Source organism: Xanthomonas nasturtii, from assembly GCF_001660815.1.
Lineage (GTDB): Bacteria > Pseudomonadota > Gammaproteobacteria > Xanthomonadales > Xanthomonadaceae > Xanthomonas > Xanthomonas nasturtii.
The window spans coordinates 32,822-49,500 of the sequence record NZ_LYMI01000010.1 but is presented as its reverse complement, the minus strand read 5'-3'; the positions used below and the strand labels follow the sequence as shown (position 1 = coordinate 49,500).

At 64.8% G+C, this 16,679-nt stretch carries 15 protein-coding genes and 1 pseudogene; 10 read left to right on the top strand and 6 right to left on the bottom strand.

Annotation, left to right across the window (positions count from 1 at the left end; all coding sequences use genetic code 11):
- The first annotated feature begins 46 nt into the window (after positions 1-46).
- Positions 47-694: a superoxide dismutase family protein gene (locus A7D16_RS05175; protein WP_064630547.1), complete on the top strand. Its 648-nt coding sequence runs from the start codon at positions 47-49 to the stop codon at positions 692-694.
- 131 nt (positions 695-825) lie between these two features.
- On the opposite strand, the gene xopAG is transcribed toward A7D16_RS05175, so the two are convergent.
- Together xopAG and A7D16_RS05165 are read right to left on the bottom strand one after the other, a co-directional pair.
- A complete protein-coding gene (gene xopAG / locus A7D16_RS24230) occupies positions 826-2,343 on the bottom strand; it encodes a XopAG/AvrGf1 family type III secretion system effector (protein ID WP_275655040.1) in 1,518 nt (505 codons plus the stop codon).
- Between the two features lie 1,327 nt (positions 2,344-3,670).
- Positions 3,671-4,555: a hypothetical protein gene (locus A7D16_RS05165; RefSeq protein WP_064630456.1), complete on the bottom strand. Its 885-nt coding sequence runs from the start codon at positions 4,553-4,555 to the stop codon at positions 3,671-3,673.
- An 88-nt stretch (positions 4,556-4,643) separates the two neighbouring features.
- Here A7D16_RS05165 and A7D16_RS05160 point away from each other — a divergent pair, with 88 nt between their 5' ends.
- Both A7D16_RS05160 and A7D16_RS05155 read left to right on the top strand, forming a co-directional pair.
- The gene (locus tag A7D16_RS05160; protein WP_064630454.1) at positions 4,644-5,939 is read left to right on the top strand and encodes an acetyl-CoA C-acetyltransferase; all 1,296 of its coding nucleotides are present in this window, start codon (positions 4,644-4,646) and stop codon (positions 5,937-5,939) included.
- A gap of 146 nt (positions 5,940-6,085) precedes the next feature.
- A complete protein-coding gene (locus A7D16_RS05155; RefSeq protein ID WP_307726224.1) occupies positions 6,086-6,589 on the top strand; it encodes a hypothetical protein in 504 nt (167 codons plus the stop codon).
- A gap of 192 nt (positions 6,590-6,781) precedes the next feature.
- Here the strand turns inward: A7D16_RS05155 and A7D16_RS05150 are convergent, their stop codons facing one another.
- The 3 genes from A7D16_RS05150 to A7D16_RS05140 form a co-directional block, all read right to left on the bottom strand.
- Entirely contained in the window at positions 6,782-8,047 is a 1,266-nt protein-coding gene (locus A7D16_RS05150) for a heme biosynthesis protein HemY (protein ID WP_064630451.1), read from the bottom strand.
- The gene (locus tag A7D16_RS05145) at positions 8,044-9,021 is read right to left on the bottom strand and encodes a uroporphyrinogen-III C-methyltransferase (RefSeq protein ID WP_064630448.1); all 978 of its coding nucleotides are present in this window, start codon (positions 9,019-9,021) and stop codon (positions 8,044-8,046) included. The genes A7D16_RS05150 and A7D16_RS05145 overlap by 4 nt, the downstream gene beginning before the upstream one ends.
- A gap of 103 nt (positions 9,022-9,124) precedes the next feature.
- Entirely contained in the window at positions 9,125-9,901 is a 777-nt protein-coding gene (locus A7D16_RS05140) for a uroporphyrinogen-III synthase (RefSeq protein WP_064630446.1), read from the bottom strand.
- Positions 9,902-10,109: 208 nt separating this feature from the next.
- Here A7D16_RS05140 and A7D16_RS05135 point away from each other — a divergent pair.
- The 6 genes and pseudogenes from A7D16_RS05135 to A7D16_RS05110 form a co-directional block, all read left to right on the top strand.
- Positions 10,110-10,496, top strand: a pseudogene (locus tag A7D16_RS05135) (glycosyltransferase family 25 protein); the annotation flags it as partial.
- A 130-nt stretch (positions 10,497-10,626) separates the two neighbouring features.
- The gene (locus A7D16_RS05130; protein ID WP_064630444.1) at positions 10,627-11,097 is read left to right on the top strand and encodes a YiiD C-terminal domain-containing protein; all 471 of its coding nucleotides are present in this window, start codon (positions 10,627-10,629) and stop codon (positions 11,095-11,097) included.
- A 29-nt stretch (positions 11,098-11,126) separates the two neighbouring features.
- Positions 11,127-11,549, top strand: a complete 423-nt coding sequence (locus tag A7D16_RS05125; RefSeq protein WP_064630443.1) for a hypothetical protein — start codon at positions 11,127-11,129, stop codon at positions 11,547-11,549.
- 75 nt (positions 11,550-11,624) lie between these two features.
- On the top strand, positions 11,625-12,059 hold the full coding sequence (locus A7D16_RS05120) for a rhodanese-like domain-containing protein (RefSeq protein WP_064630438.1): 435 nt from the start codon (positions 11,625-11,627) through the stop codon (positions 12,057-12,059).
- A 109-nt stretch (positions 12,060-12,168) separates the two neighbouring features.
- On the top strand, positions 12,169-12,681 hold the full coding sequence (gene secB, locus A7D16_RS05115; protein ID WP_039565876.1) for a protein-export chaperone SecB: 513 nt from the start codon (positions 12,169-12,171) through the stop codon (positions 12,679-12,681).
- A gap of 15 nt (positions 12,682-12,696) precedes the next feature.
- Positions 12,697-13,722, top strand: a complete 1,026-nt coding sequence (locus A7D16_RS05110) for an NAD(P)H-dependent glycerol-3-phosphate dehydrogenase (RefSeq protein WP_064630543.1) — start codon at positions 12,697-12,699, stop codon at positions 13,720-13,722.
- A gap of 276 nt (positions 13,723-13,998) precedes the next feature.
- Here the strand turns inward: A7D16_RS05110 and A7D16_RS05105 are convergent, their stop codons facing one another.
- Positions 13,999-14,595, bottom strand: a complete 597-nt coding sequence (locus tag A7D16_RS05105) for an OmpO family porin (RefSeq protein WP_064630436.1) — start codon at positions 14,593-14,595, stop codon at positions 13,999-14,001.
- Between the two features lie 372 nt (positions 14,596-14,967).
- On the opposite strand from A7D16_RS05105, the gene poxB reads away from it, so the two are divergent.
- Positions 14,968-16,677 carry a ubiquinone-dependent pyruvate dehydrogenase gene (gene poxB, locus A7D16_RS05100; protein ID WP_181920463.1) on the top strand — a complete coding sequence of 570 codons (1,710 nt, stop codon included), beginning with the start codon at positions 14,968-14,970 and terminating at the stop codon, positions 16,675-16,677.
- The last annotated feature ends 2 nt before the right edge of the window (positions 16,678-16,679 follow it).

Here is a 16,679-nt window from a genome sequence, read left to right as displayed (position 1 = left end):
CGGGGCATCCATGGCCGCAGCCGCGGCCTATCTTCAGGAGTACTCCATGCGCATTCTTCCGACCACCTTGTTTCTGGCCACCGCCCTGGTGCTGACCGCGTGCAAGCGCGACGAGCCGGCACCGGCCGACCCGGCACCCGCACCGCAGGCCAGCACCCCGGCCGAAGCGGCGCATGGTGGCGAACACGCCGCCTCCATGGTCACCGAAGCGGCGGCCACCACCACGGCTACCGCCGAGCTCAAGCCGACCAAGGGCAATGACGTCAAAGGCACGGTGACCTTCAAGACCGTCGACGGTGTGCTGCGCGTCACCGGCCAGCTCAGCGGCCTCAAGCCCAACACCGAGCACGGCTTCCATATCCACGAAAAGGGCGATTGCAGTGCCCCTGACGGCAGCAGCGCCGGTGGCCACTTCAACCCGGCCCAGTCCGATCACGGCAACGTCAGCGCCGCCCCGCACCACGGTGGCGACATGCCCAACATCACCGCCGATGCGCAGGGCAATGCCAGTATCGACGGCCCGGTGTCGAGCAACGTCAATCTGGGCAAGGCCGACCAGTTCGATATCGCCGGCCACGCGGTAATCGTGCATGCCGATGCCGACGACTACAAAACCCAGCCCACCGGCAACGCTGGTGGCCGTCTGGCCTGCGGCGTGATCACTACCGAGAACGCGCAGGCTGCCACCAAGTAAGCGCACGCGTTGCGCCGCAGTCCACGCCGCGGCGCAACGCGTCAGTGCACACCATCGCGAATGTGGAATGCGCCCCCGGTGCTGTGTCGCGCCCAGTGCCGAGGAGGTGGGCAGAGCTTGGCTAACTAGCTCTAGTCGCTGCTGATCATCGATTTTCCCGCATAGAAAGCCTGCGCAGCATCTTTGCAAATCCGCTCATAAAACGTATCGGCGTCCTCGGTGGAATAGCCAGCGCCCACGAAGCATCCGCGTGCGATTTCATGCAGCGAATGCCGGATGCTGCTTGCGTCGTCGTAGACGGCATTGAGACAGGCAACCACCACCGCGACATCCTGTTTCGAAAGGCGTGGCTCGCCGCTCATCAAGCGCGCATGGTTGATGCACGCAACGGCATTTGCACTGGTGAACGAGTCGCCCAAACCGGAGCAGTCTTCAAAGCCGGTGCCTTCGGCGTTGAGTTTGAAGTGCGCGATCGGCAGGCCTTCCATGTTTTTCTGCTTTGCCATCTCCGTGAAGTCCGCAAGCGCTTCGGGTTGATCCCGCAGGCGCCTGGACTGAATCTTCGTTTCCAGTTTTTGAAGAAACGGCCCGGCGATGCTGGTGTTTCTCTTCAGGACACTGATGGAGGGATCTTCGAACATCAAGGTCGCATCGATCCTGTCGGTTTGCTCCTGAGACAGCAGCCCGTTTGCGATCAGGGTCTTCATGATGACTTTCTCCGGGTGGCCCCAATGCTCGTCGGCCGCATAGACCTGCCGGAAATTCAGGATTGTCTGGCCGGCTGCGTGCTGTGCTTGTGTGCCGAGCGTGTCATTGCCATCTAATGCGCGTTGAAGCGACTCCATGCATTGTTTGAGAGACAGCGCCGCATCGCTATTCGAAGCCTGCTTGAAATGCTGCATGCCGCGGTTGATGAAGGGTTGGGTGATGGAGCGCGAGGTATAACCGCTTGCTCCGGTTCTGGCGTTGGGTACGCCGGCCAGCGAGTACTTGTTTTTCTTGTCGTAGAGTTCGCTCTTGCTCAGGTCCGGGTCGGCCGGGACGTTCGCAGGCGCATATTTGGCGATGCACTCCTGCTTGATCCGCTCGCCCTTGAGACAGCTGAGGTTGGTCAGCAGCGATTCCCGTGCATTCTTGGTGTCGAACAGATGGCCGACATGGACCTTGGTTGCCGCGCGATAATCGCTCATGGTGGCGAACTGGTTGGACCCGCATGTCTTGATTGGGACGAAAGGACGGCAATGGGATGCGCGTTCTTCCTCGGTGGCGCTGTGGTACCGAGCGTGATATTCCTCCGCTTTTGCACATGCCTTTTCCAGGCGATCATTGCTGGTAAACCCGGCTTTGCCATCGACCAGTGCGGTCGTGGACAAGAAAAAGTTGTCTGCAACATAGCCGGCGCCCGCCATTCCCAGCGCGTATTTGGCGACCCGAGAGGCCCAGCTTCTCCCGCGTCCGCCGTTTTCCTGATGTGGGCCTTCTTGCACTGCTTGCCTGGCTTTTCGGGCGGGTAAGGCCCCCAGCAAACCGGTCGTTTCGTTGGCGCCCGGCGATGTGAGCGACGACGCAGACGGGTGCTGCGTTGGCGAGGGGGTGGAGGCAAGATGTCGTTGAATGGTGGTCAATGTTTGTGTGGTCTTGGTGCGCATGATGTGTCCTCTCAATGCAGAATAGAGACCAGTTGTACTGGTTGAGTCGAGACTCGGCGAAGCGTCGCGGCGAAAAGGCGGTTGGTCGAGTAGCGGAGTGTCGCGATGTGTGGTTGCGTGTTCCCGATCACGTTGATTCGCGCTGGGTCATCAGTAGAGAACGGCGGCCAATCAGCTTGCGGTTACGTCATGGTTTGGCTAGTCGCGCGCGTCGTTGCGGAGTGCTGAAACCGTTTCGATATGTCTGCCGGCAATGTCGATGCTGGACGCAGTGGTGATCGCAGCAGCCGAAGTCCGAGCGTGGCGCCATGCGGGCTGCTTCCGTCGAATCGCGCCACGACTGTGCCTGATGCCTAGGCGCGCATCCATTTCGACCGCGAAGACGTGGTGTCATAAACGAGCGGGTGCGCTGAGCGGCATCTATCGCATCCGGTCGATCGATCCACTGCGGCTCGGCAAAGCCATGCACGCGTAATATTGACCAAGACATGCAGGTAGGGGGATTGAAGATCAGGATGGGTATTGCCCCATCTGGAATCGTTCGATGGCTAAGAGCAGCTAACAACTACTCTGCAGGCGCCAGAAGGGCATGCCGGTGCTCGGAATCGGCATGTGCCACGTGTCCACTTCGATCCCTGCGCGCCGTCCGCCCCAGCACTGACGACTGCTTGCTGACGGGTCATGCGCCGCGCTGGAGATGGCAAGCGTCGAAGTGCGCTGCCGAGGTCGTCGCAATGCGCGCGGGCGCCCCAGGCGGGGAGAGTTGCAGAGCGCGGTTTGCGACGCCTGTCTGCAACTTCACGTGCCACGTGCCACGCGCGGCGATCGCGGTGCAGCCGTGTCGGCGGGCGAGTCTGGCCATGCTTCCATGACGTCATGAATAGATGCAGCATGGCGAGCAACCAGCGTTGCAACGCGCGATATCACCGTCATCGTTTGCGCGAACGCTCAGCCGTTTGGCCCGCGCCTGGCGTCGCCAATGCGACTAGGGGCCGATTGGGTAGTGGAAATACACGCCATCGCCATCACCGGGCGACCGTGTGCAGGCCCCGATGGGTACTTTGCGGGCCTGCGAATACGCTTCCCGTGCAGGCAAGGCATCGGTGGACGCCGCCCAGCCCGTCCTGCGTACATCCTGGCTGATCCTGTGGGGGAATCGTGCCGCCGCGCGAAGTGACGATGCCAGCGCTGCTGGCCTGCACGAAAGCTGCAATGCCTTGCCAGGCCCAACCGCGAAGGCGGCCATGCGTGCATCGCGCTGCATCGGCCATGTAAATCCCACCTCCCGAATCACGCAATGCAGGAGCGGTGACGCGGGTCGTCGGGCTTATGCAGCCAGCGCCTGCCGCGGATCCTGATCCGGCTCCACATGCACGTACAGCACCGGCAACCCGTGCGCTTCCAGTACCGCAGCCATCTGCCGCTGACGCGAGAGGAATTGCTCGTACACGCCGCGCAGGCGTTCGCAATTCTCGCGGTCGTGCGCGTAGTAATCGCACCAGCCGGCCGGGTCGAACAATGCGATACGCACTTCGCCATCGACATAGCGCAACACCGGCTCGGGCGATTGCTGCAGCCATTCTTCGCTGTCGGGGGCGAGCAGGGCGGCTTCGATCAGCGGCCACAGCGGTGCAAGGCCCTGGTTGTCGTACTGCATCGACATCATGGCAGCCAGATCGTGCGCGGTGAGATAGCGGGCGTGCTCGATGCGTGCGCCGAAGCTCTCCTGCGCCAGCAGTGCGGTGTCGGCCTGGGCCATGCCCTGGGCCAGCAGCACTTCTTCCATCGCATCGGCAACGCTCGCCACGATCTCCGCATCGCCGGACAGCAGGAACGGCAGCACGCGCAAACCGCCACCGGTCAGTTGCGCATCGGCCTGGAACGGCAGCGGAATCTCGCCCTGCGCGTCGGCACCAAAGGCCAACACACGCGGGCCCTGGTTGCGGCCTGGTGCGCGCGCCTGCAGCTCTTCCAGGCGCCGGTGCAGCGGCCAGCCGGGCCGCAGCACTTCGGCCGGGTCGAAATGCGCCAGCGCCACGCTCAGTTCCAGCTCGCGGATGTCGGGAATCCACTGCGCCAGGTCGCGGCCAATGCGTTCGGCCAGCATGCCGGCCTGTTCGGGCGCCAATGCGCCGCGCTCGGGCGCGCTTCCGCCGCTCAATTCCAGCGCCATTACACCCATGGCGGTTACGCCGTGTTCGGTCTTGCTCATGATTCGCGGTTGGCCCATCACAGGGTCGAAGCTACACTGCGGCCATTATGCCTGCCGGCCCTGTGCAGGCCATGTCCCCGAGTCCTCCATGCCAGGTCAACCGATGCCCGCAGCCCGTCCCGTCGCCATCTTGGGTGGCGTTCGTATCCCGTTCTGTCGTCAGAACACCGCATACGCGGACGTGGGCAACCTGGGCATGTCGGTGCGCACGCTGGGCGCGCTGGTCGAGCGCTTCGGGCTGCATGGCCAGCAATTGGGCGAAGTGGCGATGGGCGCGGTGATCAAGCACTCCTCGGACTGGAACCTGGCACGCGAGGCGGCGCTGTCGTCTGGCCTGTCGCCGCTGACCCCGGGCATCACCCTGCAGCGCGCCTGCGGCACCAGCCTGGATTCGGTGATTACCATCGCCAACAAGATTGCGCTGGGGCAGATCGACTCAGGCATCGGCGGCGGCTCGGACACCACCTCCGAGGTGCCGATCGTCTACGGCAAGAAGCTGCGCGCGCGGCTGCTTGCCGCCAACCGTGCCAAGGCCACCGGCGACAAGCTCAAAGCGCTGCTGCGCGGTTTCAAGCTCGGCGAGCTCAAGCCCGAATTCCCCGGTGTGGCCGAACCGCGCACCGGCAAGAGCATGGGCGAGCACTGCGAGGACATGGCCAAGGAATGGAACATCTCGCGCGATTCGCAGGACGAATGGGCAGTGGCATCGCACCACAAGCTGGCGGCAGCGTATGAGCGCGGTTTCTTCGATTCGCTGATCGCCCCGTTTCGCGGCGTCTCGCGCGACAACATCCTGCGTGCCGACACCTCGCTGGAAAAACTCGCCACCCTGCGCCCGGCATTCGACAAGATCTCCGGCCGCGGCACACTCACCGCCGCCAATTCCACCCCGCTCACCGATGGCGCCGCTGCCGTGCTGCTGTCCAGCGAAGCCTGGGCGCTGGCGCACGGCCACACCCCGATGGCCTATCTGCGCGACGCGCAGGTGGCGGCGGTGGATTTCGTGCATGGCGAAGGCCTGTTGATGGCGCCGACCATCGCGGTGCCGCAGATGCTGGCGCGCCAGGGCCTGACCCTGCAGGACTTCGATATCTACGAAATCCACGAAGCCTTTGCCGCGCAGGTGCTGTGCACGTTGCGCGCGTGGGAGAGCGAGGATTACTGCCGCAACCGGCTGGGCCTGGACGCGCCGCTGGGCCGCATCGACCCGGACAAGATCAACCCGCTGGGCTCGTCGCTGGCGACCGGCCACCCGTTCGCCGCCACCGGCGCGCGCGTGGTGGCCACCGCCGCCAAGCAGCTGGAAGAACGTGGCGGCGGCCGTGCATTGATTTCGATCTGCACCGCAGGCGGCATGGGCGTGGTGGCCATCGTCGAGCGCTAGGCTGCTGCCGCGACGGGATTTGGGATTCGGGATTGCGGGATTCGCAAAAGCGAAACCCGCTCTTTCGAATCCCCAATCCCCAATCCCCACCCTGCAAGGACGCATGGATGTCGAACGTCGAGTCACGCGAACCACCCACGCTCTAACTGCCTCCGGCGCATGGCGCTGTGTGGCGCGAGGGCGATGTACTGGTGTGCATGCCGGGCGCCAATCTGCCGCAGCATTGCGTCAAGTGCAATGCGCCGGCCGACAACTCGCCGCGTCGCCATATCTTTCACTGGCATCACCCGGCGATCTATCTGGCGCTGCTGATGGGGGTGTTGCCGTATGTGATCCTGGCCATCGTGCTGCGCAAGCGCAGCGCGCATGTGCTGACCGTGTGCACCCGGCACGAGCGGCGCCGAGTCCGCTATGTCGTGATCACGAGGGCATCGGTCGTGCCATTACTGGCAGGCGGCCTGGCGCTGGACGGCGCGATCGGCTGGCTGACCGGCGCTGTAGTGATGGCGGTCATGCTGTTGATCGGCAGGCTCGGCTCGCGCGTTTTATCGCCGCAATCGGTCGACCACGAACAGGCGCGTTTCCTGGGTGCCTGCGATGCGTTCCTGCAGGCGCTGCCAGCGCCACCGTGGGGCTCGCGCAATTGGTGATTTGCGGTGCGCATCTGCAGAGACATTCGTAGCGTCTTTGGGACGTTGCCATCGCTGCAGATGTCCTGGCAGGCAGGGGGCAGTGAGGCAGCGCCCCGATCAGGCCCGGACCGACAAAACGCCCCGGACATGCCGGGGCTCTCAGTGACTCCACGCAACGCCGCAGAATCGATACTGATCACAGGCGATCGATTACAGCACGCGGTCATCCGGCGCGCGCGGATCAACCTGCGGGGAGTCGTACGCCGCCACCATCGGCCCGCGCAGCGATTGCTGCGGCATGCCCTCCAGTACCGGCTCGCCACGTGCAGCGCGCAAGGCATTGGCGTAGCAATGCTGTGCCGACAGCAGATCGCCGGATGCGGCAAACCCGTGCCCCAGCTCTTCCCAGGCCTCGCTGCCGGCGCCGTTGGCCACCGCGCGATGCAGAAATTCCTCGGCCTGCGACCACTGCTGCTGGTGACGTGCCAGGCGCGCCAGGGTCAGCAACAGGCCCGGGCTGTCCGGATACTGGGTCAGCCAGCGCTGCGCACTGGCGCGGCGCGAATCGTATTTTTCCAGCGGCAGCACGCCGTACAAACGCACCAGCGATTCATCCCAGTGCACGTCCAGCGCCTGTTCCAGGCTGTGCACGGCCGCATCGTCCCAATGCAGCACGGCCGCGCGCTGCGCATAGGCGCCGACCACCGCCGGCGTGGTGCGTAATGCTTTGGGCAATGCTTCCCAGCGCTCGGCCAGTGCGTTGGCATCGCTGGCCTGCAACAGGGTCTGCTCGGCCAACGTGGCTTCCAGCGTGCTATAGGCATCGGGCGCCAGCACCGCCTGCTGACGCAGGGCACCGAGCTGGCCGTAGGCTTCATCGGCGCGACCGATCTGGGCCAGCGCATGCGTGCGCAGCAGCAGGCCGCGTGCCGGCAATGGCTGCGCGTTGGCGCTATCCAGTGCATTGATCGCTTCCACCGGGCGCTGCCGCGCCAGATAGCGTTCGCCTTGCAGCAGCGCATGTGCGGTGGGGTCACGTTCGGCCAGTTGCTGTGCAAGCGCGTTGGCCGACGCCTCGTCGCCGCGTGCATCGGCCACGCGGACTGCGCTCGCCAGTGCAATGCCGCTGACTTCGTCGTCTTCGCTGGCAGTGACCAGCAGCCGCTCGGCGCGCTGCCATTGGCCATGATCGGCTGCGCGCAGGCCTTCGATCAACCGCGCGCGGCCCTTCTTGCGGCGGTATTTGCCCCACACGCGGAACGGCAGGCTGATCAAGGTCCACAGCAACCACAGCACCAGCAGGGCGATCACCAGGATCAGCAGCGCCTGCGGCATGGCGGCGTGGTAGTCGTTACCGCCCACACTGACCGCCACGTTGCCCAGGTCGTAACTGTTCTGGTGCGATAGCCACTGCGCGCCAAGCACGCCCAGCGCCACGGCAACCAACAGGATCAAGACGGTACGCAACACTTTCATTGGGTGGATCTCCCTTCACGCATGGCCTGCAGTTGCAGCAGGGTGGTGCCCAGTTCCGGCAGGCGCGGACGCAGTGGCGCTTGTTGCAGGCTGCGCAGGCGTGCACGCAGCTGACGGCGTTGCGGCGACTCCGGCCATAGCCGTGTCGTCCAGGTATCCACGCGGCGCAGCGATTGCGCCAGGCCAACGGCATCGCCACGTTCGACCGCGGCGCGTGCCAGGCTGATTTCAATCTGCAACGCATCGCGCGCGGCATGCCGGTCGCCGCCGCTGAGCAAGGCATCGCCGCGGCTGGGGCGGATGTCCACCAAGGGCGCCAGCACTTTCTGCCACCACGGCTGCGCCGCATCGCTGTCCTGTGCGGTCTGCTCCGGCAGGCGCTGCAACTCGGCAGCCAAGCTATCCAGGCTCTGGCCGACCTGCGCCTGTGGGCCGGCACCGAGGCGGTCCAGGGCGTCGCGCTCCTGCACCAGTGCCTGACGCAGATTGAGGTAGCCGGGATCGTCGACGCCGTTGAGCGCGCCGTTGGCCAGTGCGTAGGCACGGCGTGCACCATCGGCATCGCCGGCGATGCTCAGCCGTTGCTGGCCGAGCCGCAACAGCAGTTCCACTTCGTCCAGGCGCAGCGCCTGTGCGCCGTGACGGTTGGGGTCGGCCAGCTTTTGCACGGTGTCTTCGAGCAGCGCACTGCGCTGACTCAGGCCGAGCATTTCATCGCGCAGCACGCGATTGGTGGCCGCCGCATCCTGCAGGCGCTCGTTGGCCAGGCGTTGATCGCGGCGCAACGTTTCCAGCATCTGCTGGGTGCCGTCCCAGCGTTGCTGCTGCGCCTGCGCGGCCTGCAGTTGTGCGGCCTGATAGCCCTGCCATGCGCGCCAGCCCAGAAACAGCGCCACGCCGGTGGCCACCACGGCAACCGCGAGCAGCGGCCATGCCAAGGGAAAGCGTCGCGTGGGAGCGGGCATTTCGGTCATTCGGGCATCCTCGGGCGGTCACGACCGGCGCAGGCGCCGCAGTCATCTGATACAGCATGGCGTGCAGCGGCTGACACCTGCAAGCTGTGCTTGAGTTCGCAGTTCAGCAAGGTCGCGGTGGTGTCATGACCGAGGCCGCAGCAGCGGCGAGCTGCACGGGTAACGGACCATCCGCGCGCGTGATATGCACGAAGCCGGCCGCGTGTGCGGCATCCAGCATGCGATCGCTGGACGCGACCACCGGACGCGGTTGCCACGCGACCACTGCTTCGGCAGGCAGCTGTTGCAGGACCAGCGTCAGTGCCTCGGCGCTGCTCAATGCCAGCACGCTGCGCGGCAGTGCAAGCGACAACGCCTGTATTGCCGATGCGCGCAGGCGCAGCGGAACGCGTTGATAGACATCGGCGCGCAGGATGCGTGCACCGCGCTGTTGCAGCGTCGGTGCCAGCATGCCGCGTCCGCCGGGCGCAGTAATCAGCCCGACCGCCTGCAGTGGCGCCTGCAGCAGCGGCAACGCAAGCAGTCCTTCGCTGTCCATGCGCGCGGGGCGCACCACGCTGTCGATGCCACAGGCGTGCAATGCGCGCGCGGTGCCGTCGCCCACGCTGACCCAGTGCGCCTGCGCCGGCCGATGCAGCGGCGCAAGACGATGCGCCGCCTGCACCGCCGCCGGGCTGGTGAAAACCGCGATCGGCGCTGCCAGCGCCTGCCGCAAGGCGTCCCGCGCCTGCGCGGTGTCGTTGGTCTGCAAGCGCCACGGCGACAGTGCGAGTACACGCCCGCCATGCCGCGCAACCGCGCGCCGCAATGGCGCATGGTCGCCGCTGGGGCGCAGCGAGATCAGGGTCCAGGCATCGGCAGCTGCGGGGTGGGGTGTCATTTAGTGATTATGCGAGAGCCGTGACGTATCGGGGCGGGCATTGCCCCCCGATCGCGCTGACACCGTGTTGATCCTCGCGCCTCGTGTGACCTTGCGAGCCTGCTCAGCCTGATACCTGCGTTTGTGCGGCCAGAACCTCGTGCCGGGCTCTTTGCCACTGACTGCTTGTGCCCACGATCCGCCACGAGAATCGAGCTGGAGTGGCAGCGTGATCAAGTCCTACCTCATCAGTATGCAGCGCAGCAGCGACCGGCTGCAGGCCATGTCGGCACGCTTCCATGCGTTAGGCATGCCGTTCGAGCGCATTGCCGCCGTCGACGGCGCAACGTTGTCGGCCGAGCAGATCGCAGACTTCGTGCGTGATCGCCCACTGGAAGGTTCCGTCGATGCCTTCAGCACCGGCCCGCGCAAGTGGACAGCATCCAATATCGGATGTTTTCTCAGTCACCAGGTGGCATGGCGCATCGCGGCCGACTCCGATGACGCCTACACCGCCATTTTCGAAGACGACATGCATCTGTCCGATGCGTTGCCGGCGCTGCTGCGCAGCACCGACTGGCTGCCGGGCGGCAACGGCATCGTGCGGCTGGAGCCATACCGGCCCATGTGCAGCACACCGGCGGTGTCGCGTTCACCATGCGGTACCGCATGTCATGCGAGTGCACAAGACGCTCGCAGAACATTGCGGCATGATGCCGCCCTTCGCCGTCTTTCAGTCTTTGCCGATGACTCCTTCTTGCACGCTCGCATCCGCCCTGCAGTCGCTGCAGCAGCAGTTCATCGCCATGCCGCCGGTGCTGTCGATGGGCATCGCCGTCGACGGCTTGCACGATGGTGCGCTGCGCCTGCGCGCGCCGCTGCAGGCCAACGTCAACGACAAGGCCAATGCGTTCGGCGGCAGCCTGGCCTCGTTGATGACCCTGGCCAGCTGGGGCTGGCTGACCCTGCAACTACAGTTGGCCGGACATAGCGCCGATGTCTATGTCGCCGACAGCCAGCTGCGCTATGTCGCGCCGGTCTACGAAGACCTGGTGGCCAATGCCGAGCCATCCGACCTGGGAAGTTGGGAGGCGTTTCTGGCCACCTTCCGGCAGCGCGGCAAGGCGCGTATCGGCATGCGCGCGCAGATCGCGCTGGGCTCGGGTGCCGCGGCGGCTACCTTGAGCGGGCGCTTCGTGGCGTTTCCAAAGCGGTAGGATGCGGGCTGGATCTGGGGGGAATAGGCATGCGTGCAGTCATCACAACGGTCGTGCTGCTTGGGCTGGCGATGCTCAGCGGGGTGGTCCACGCCGGCAGCCGTGCCCAGGCGCGCGCGCTGGAAACCACCCAGGCCGCCTATACGGCCGCCGTGCGCTGGAACGATTTCGACGCCGCGCTGGGCTTCGTGGAACCGGCCTACGCACAGGCGCATCCGCTCAGCGACCTGGAACGTTCGCGCTACGAACAGGTGCAGATCTCCGGCTACCGCGAGCTGCGCGTGGGCGAAGACGCCAACGGCGACCTGCGCCGCGAGGTCGAGCTGCGGGTGATCAACCGCAATACCCAGGCCGAACGGCTGGTGCGCAGCATCGAGATCTGGCGCTGGAACCCCGAACACAAGCGCTGGTGGCTGACCAGCGGCCTGCCCGATCTGTGGAGGGGCCAGTAGCCCGGCCCCTGCGCGCTGGGCGTCGCGTACGCCAGCTGTGCGACAATTCCCGCCCGCTCGCCTGACCCTGACCCCGTGAATTTCGAAGAGCTGCAGGCCTTTGTCGGCCGCAACCCCATGCTGTCGCTGGCCCTGGTGGGCCTGACCATTGCCCTGATCGTCACCGAGGTCGCGCGCCTGTTCCGCGGCTATCGCGCGCTCAAGCCGGCCGAGCTGACCCGTCTGATCAACAGCGAAAACGCGCTGGTGATCGACCTGTCGCCCACCGCCGATTTCGAAAAAGGCCATATCGCCGGCAGCCGCAATGTGGCGCTGGCCAAGTTCGACCCGGCCAGCAAGCTGCTGGTCAATGCCAAGGCCTCGCCGGTGGTGGTGGTCTGCCGCAGCGGCAACACCTCTGCAGGCGCAGCCAAGACGCTGAAGAAAGCCGGCTTCGAACAGGTGTACTGGCTCGAAGGCGGCGTTGCCGCCTGGCAAATGGCCGAGCTGCCACTGATCAAGGGCCGCTGATCCGCCTTGTGCGGCGCCCGGCAAGCCCCCATTGCTGGCATGAGAGACTCGCACTTTCACGTCTGCATCACTCAACGCTGCATCCACCGAACCGTTTTTGGAGTTAGGAATGTCCGACGAAATCCTCAACGGCGCCGCTGCGCCGGCCGACGCCGCTGCTGGCCCCGCTTTCACCATCGAAAAGATTTACGTCAAGGACGTTTCTTTCGAATCGCCGAATGCCCCGGCCGTCTTCAATGACGCCAACCAGCCCGAGCTGCAGCTGAACCTCAACCAGAAGGTCCAGCGCCTTAACGACAACGCCTTCGAAGTGGTGCTGGCCGTGACCCTGACCTGCACCGCTGGTGGCAAGACCGCCTACGTGGCCGAAGTGCAGCAGGCCGGCGTGTTCGGCCTGGTCGGCCTGGAGCCGCAGGCGATCGACGTGCTGCTCGGCACCCAGTGCCCGAACATCCTGTTCCCGTACGTGCGCACCCTGGTCAGCGACCTGATCCAGGCCGGCGGTTTCCCGCCGTTCTACCTGCAGCCGATCAACTTCGAAGCGCTGTATGCAGAAACCCTGCGTCAGCGTCAGGGCGAAGGCACCTCGCTGGCCGATTCCGAGCCGGCTGGCAACGCCTAAGCGTTGATCGCGCCGATGAGCGATTCGAAACAGAAGATCGCCGTCCTCGGCGCCGGCTCCTGGGGCACTGCCCTGGCCGCGCTGCTGGCCAGACACGGTCACCCGACCGTGCTCTGGGGGCGCGATGCGGCGATGGTGGACACCATCGACCGCACGCATGAGAACGCGCGCTATCTGCCGGGCATTCCACTGCCCGACAGCCTGCGTGCCAGCACCGACCTACCGGCAGCGGTTGCCGATGCCGCCTGGATCCTGGTGGTGGTGCCCTCGCATGCGTTCACCGAGACGATCCGGCTGATCGCACCGCTGCGCCCGTCGGGTGCCGGCGTTGCCTGGGCAACCAAAGGCTTCGAACCCGGTTCCGGGCGGTTCCTGCATGAAGTGGCGCGCAACATTCTCGGCCCCAGCGTTCCGCTGGCCGTGGTGACCGGGCCGTCCTTCGCCAAGGAAGTCACGCTCGGCCTGCCGACCGCCATCACCGTGCACGGCGACGATGCGGCGTTTGCGCAAGTGGTGGCAGACGCCATGCACGGGCCAACCTTTCGCGCCTACACCGGCGACGACATGGTGGGCGCCGAGCTGGGCGGCGCGATGAAGAACGTACTGGCGGTGGCCACCGGTGTGGCCGATGGCATGCAACTCGGTCTCAATGCACGCGCCGGCCTGATCACGCGTGGCTTGAACGAGATGCTGCGCCTGGCGGCGGTGATTGGCGCGCGTCCGGAAACCTTGATGGGCCTGGCTGGTCTGGGCGACCTGGTACTCACCTGCACCGGCGATCTGTCGCGTAACCGTCGCCTGGGCCTGGCGTTGGGGCGCGGGCAGAGCTTGAACGATGCGATCCGTGAGATCGGCCAGGTGGTCGAATCGGTGCAAACGGCCGATGAGGTCATGCGCCAGGCCGAGCACCACGGCATCGAGCTACCGATCTCCAACGCCGTGCGCGCGGTATTGCACGGCGAAATCACTCCGGAAGCAGGCCTGAAGGAATTGCTGGCACGCGAGCGCAAGCCCGAGTATCCGCAGACCTTGTTTACCTGACCACGCGGCAGCGCGTTGGCGCCTATGGCGAAGATGCATAACAAAACGCCCGGCAATGCCGGGCGTTTTGTTTGCTGACTGTTGTGCGTACACATGCCGTTGCGGCGGATCTGCGGCAGGTATTCGTGCCTGCCAAACTCCATCCTGGGCAGATGCGACATGACGCATCTGCCGCATCGAACCGTCACCCGGTCGCCCAAAAGAAAGAAGCCCGGTCGTGGGACCGGGCTTCCGATGCAGCGCGGGAGAGAGTCGCGCTGCAGTCAAACGTGCGGCTTACCAGCTGAAGCGCGGGCCGACCGACCATTCCTTGTTGCCGTCGCCATCCATACGGATGTCGCCGTTGATGCCCCAGTTCTGGTTCAACTTCACCTGGGCGCCAAGGCGGCCGTAGAAGGTGTCATCGAGATCGATGCCGCGCTTCTCCGAAAAATCTTCGTAGCCAGCCAGGGCATAGACTTCAATATGCTCGCCGAACGAGGTGCGCAGGCCGGTTTCAACGCTGAAGCCGTCGAAGTTGATGTTCGGGGTGTCCAGATCCAGCCGGCGATAGGACACGCGTGCCAGGAAGTCGGTAGCGGTTGCGATTTCGTGGTTGTAACCCGCACCGATGCCCCACTGCTGGAAGTCGGAATTAGTGCTCTGGAACACGCCGTTGTTGTCATCAGCGGTCTGCTTGCTGTAATCGCCGAACACGTGGAAGTTCGGAGCGACGGCGTAGGAGGCTTTCACGCCCCAACCGTCCGCGTCGCGGCCTTCGGTCGGAGTGCGCACGTAGTTGCCTTCGACGAAGTTGTAAGAGATGTTTTCAGCAGCGGAGGCCGCAAACGGCAGGGCTGCGAGGAGGCCGAGGGCCAGCAGTGAGTTCTTCATGATCGATACCTGTACTTATGGTTTGGGCCGGCGCTGAGGCGGATGCCGTTCGCTGCCGAGATGTAAATTCTCCGTTATTCGATGGAACGCGACATGAATTCTGGACTGACCGGTTGATGAATCATCGCGCCAGATTCAGCTGCGCTTTTGTGTGGCGCAGAGACGAGCGCATAGCGCACGTGCAAAGCGTGACGGCCTAGCGATTGCCCAGCAATGGTGCGAGGCACGTGCAGAAAGACAAAAAAAGAGCAGCATTTACAGCTTTTTCGCCCTCACAGCTGGCGCAAGCACATTGTACTGACACGACCGCTGGGAGCATTGCGCTCCTGTTGAACAGACCTGTGGAGCTGCATCGTGGCGAAGAAAAAGACAGTGGCGCGGTTTCTGGCCGAGACGCTGCAGAGCGCAGGGGTGGAGCGGATCTGGGGTGTGACCGGCGACAGCCTCAATGGCTTGACCGACGCCTTGCGCGAGATGCAAACCATTGAGTGGATGCATGTGCGTCACGAGGAAGTAGCTGCGTTCGCGGCGGGTGCCGAGGCAGCGGTGACCGGTCAGCTGGCGGTATGTGCAGGCAGTTGTGGGCCGGGCAATCTGCATCTGATCAACGGGCTGTTCGATTGTCATCGCAGCCGACAGCCCGTACTTGCGATCGCCGCGCACATTCCGTCCTCGGAGATCGGCCTGAATTATTTCCAGGAGACCCATCCGCAGGAACTGTTCCGCGAGTGCAGCCATTTCGTGGAGTTGGTGACCAACCCGGCGCAGTTGCCGGAAGTGCTGCATCGGGCCATGCGCTCGGCGATCCTGCAGCAAGGTGTGGCGGTGGTGGTGATCCCGGGTGATATCGCGTTGCTGGAGATGGGCAAGCAGGTGTCTACCGCCTGGCCGCCGCTGCGCCAGCCGCGCGTGCTGCCTGCCGCCGCGGATGTACAGCAGTTGGCCGAGTTGTTGCAGCAAAGCAAGGCGGTGACTTTGTTATGCGGCAGTGGTTGCGCCGGCGCCCATGACGCGGTGGTGGCCCTGGCCGATACGCTGGGTGCGCCCATCGTGCATGCGTTGCGCGGCAAGGAACACGTGGAGTGGGAAAACCCGTTCGACGTCGGCATGACCGGATTGATCGGTTTCAGTTCCGGCTATCACGCGATGCTCAATTGCGACACCTTGATCATGCTGGGCACGGATTTCCCGTACCGGCAGTTCTATCCGAAGGACGCGACCATCGTGCAGGTGGACCGCGACCCGAGCGCGCTTGGGCGGCGCACGCCATTGCAGCTGGGCATTGCGGCGGATGTGGGCGAAACCATCGCCGCGTTGCTGCCGCAGTTGCAGCGCCGCGAAGAACGTGGGTTCCTCGAAAAATCGCTTGCGCACTATCGCAAGGCGCGCGAAGGACTGGATGACCTGGCGGTGCCGGCAGACCCGGGCGAGCCGTTGCATCCGCAGTTCGTCACCCGGCTGATCAGCCAGATTGCCGACCAGGATGCGGTGTTCACCTGCGATGTCGGCACGCCGACGGTGTGGGCTGCACGCTACCTGCGCATGAACGGCAAGCGTCGCTTGCTGGGGTCGTTCAATCACGGCTCGATGGCCAACGCGATGCCGCAGGCGCTGGGTGCACAGGCGGCGTTTCCAGGGCGCCAGGTGATCTCGCTCTCCGGCGATGGCGGGTTCGCGATGCTGATGGGCGATTTCATTTCGCTGGCGCAGTTGAACCTGCCGGTGAAGATCGTGGTGTTCAACAATGCGTCGCTGGGATTCGTGGCGATGGAGATGAAGGCCGCCGGCTACCTGGATACCGGCACTGAATTGCGCAACCCGGACTTTGCCGCGATGAGCAATGCGATGGGCATCTTGGGCATTCGCGTGGATGAGTCATCGCAGCTGGAACGTGCATTGCGGCAAGCCTTTGCGCATTCCGGCCCGGCGTTGGTGGATGTGCGCATCGCCACGCAGGAACTGGCGGTGCCGCCGGCGATCAAGCTCGAACAGGCCAAGGGCATGGGCCTGTATTTGCTCAAGGCGGTGATGAGCGGGCGCGGCGATGAGGTGATCGAACTGGTCAAGACCAACCTGCGCTGACG

What these genes read in the sequence shown, in the direction of transcription:
- A7D16_RS05110 (WP_064630543.1), top strand. Translation starts at nt 12,697, where the DNA reads ATGAGCGATTCGAAACAGAAGATCGCCGTCCTCGGCGCCGGCTCCTGG.
- xopAG (WP_275655040.1), bottom strand. Translation starts at nt 2,343, where the DNA reads ATGCGCACCAAGACCACACAAACATTGACCACCATTCAACGACATCTT.
- A7D16_RS05140 (WP_064630446.1), bottom strand. Translation starts at nt 9,901, where the DNA reads ATGACACCCCACCCCGCAGCTGCCGATGCCTGGACCCTGATCTCGCTG.
- A7D16_RS05130 (WP_064630444.1), top strand. Translation starts at nt 10,627, where the DNA reads ATGACTCCTTCTTGCACGCTCGCATCCGCCCTGCAGTCGCTGCAGCAG.
- secB (WP_039565876.1), top strand. Translation starts at nt 12,169, where the DNA reads ATGTCCGACGAAATCCTCAACGGCGCCGCTGCGCCGGCCGACGCCGCT.
- A7D16_RS05125 (WP_064630443.1), top strand. Translation starts at nt 11,127, where the DNA reads ATGCGTGCAGTCATCACAACGGTCGTGCTGCTTGGGCTGGCGATGCTC.
- A7D16_RS05160 (WP_064630454.1), top strand. Translation starts at nt 4,644, where the DNA reads ATGCCAGGTCAACCGATGCCCGCAGCCCGTCCCGTCGCCATCTTGGGT.
- A7D16_RS05150 (WP_064630451.1), bottom strand. Translation starts at nt 8,047, where the DNA reads ATGAAAGTGTTGCGTACCGTCTTGATCCTGTTGGTTGCCGTGGCGCTG.
- A7D16_RS05145 (WP_064630448.1), bottom strand. Translation starts at nt 9,021, where the DNA reads ATGACCGAAATGCCCGCTCCCACGCGACGCTTTCCCTTGGCATGGCCG.
- A7D16_RS05105 (WP_064630436.1), bottom strand. Translation starts at nt 14,595, where the DNA reads ATGAAGAACTCACTGCTGGCCCTCGGCCTCCTCGCAGCCCTGCCGTTT.
- A7D16_RS05175 (WP_064630547.1), top strand. Translation starts at nt 47, where the DNA reads ATGCGCATTCTTCCGACCACCTTGTTTCTGGCCACCGCCCTGGTGCTG.
- A7D16_RS05165 (WP_064630456.1), bottom strand. Translation starts at nt 4,555, where the DNA reads ATGAGCAAGACCGAACACGGCGTAACCGCCATGGGTGTAATGGCGCTG.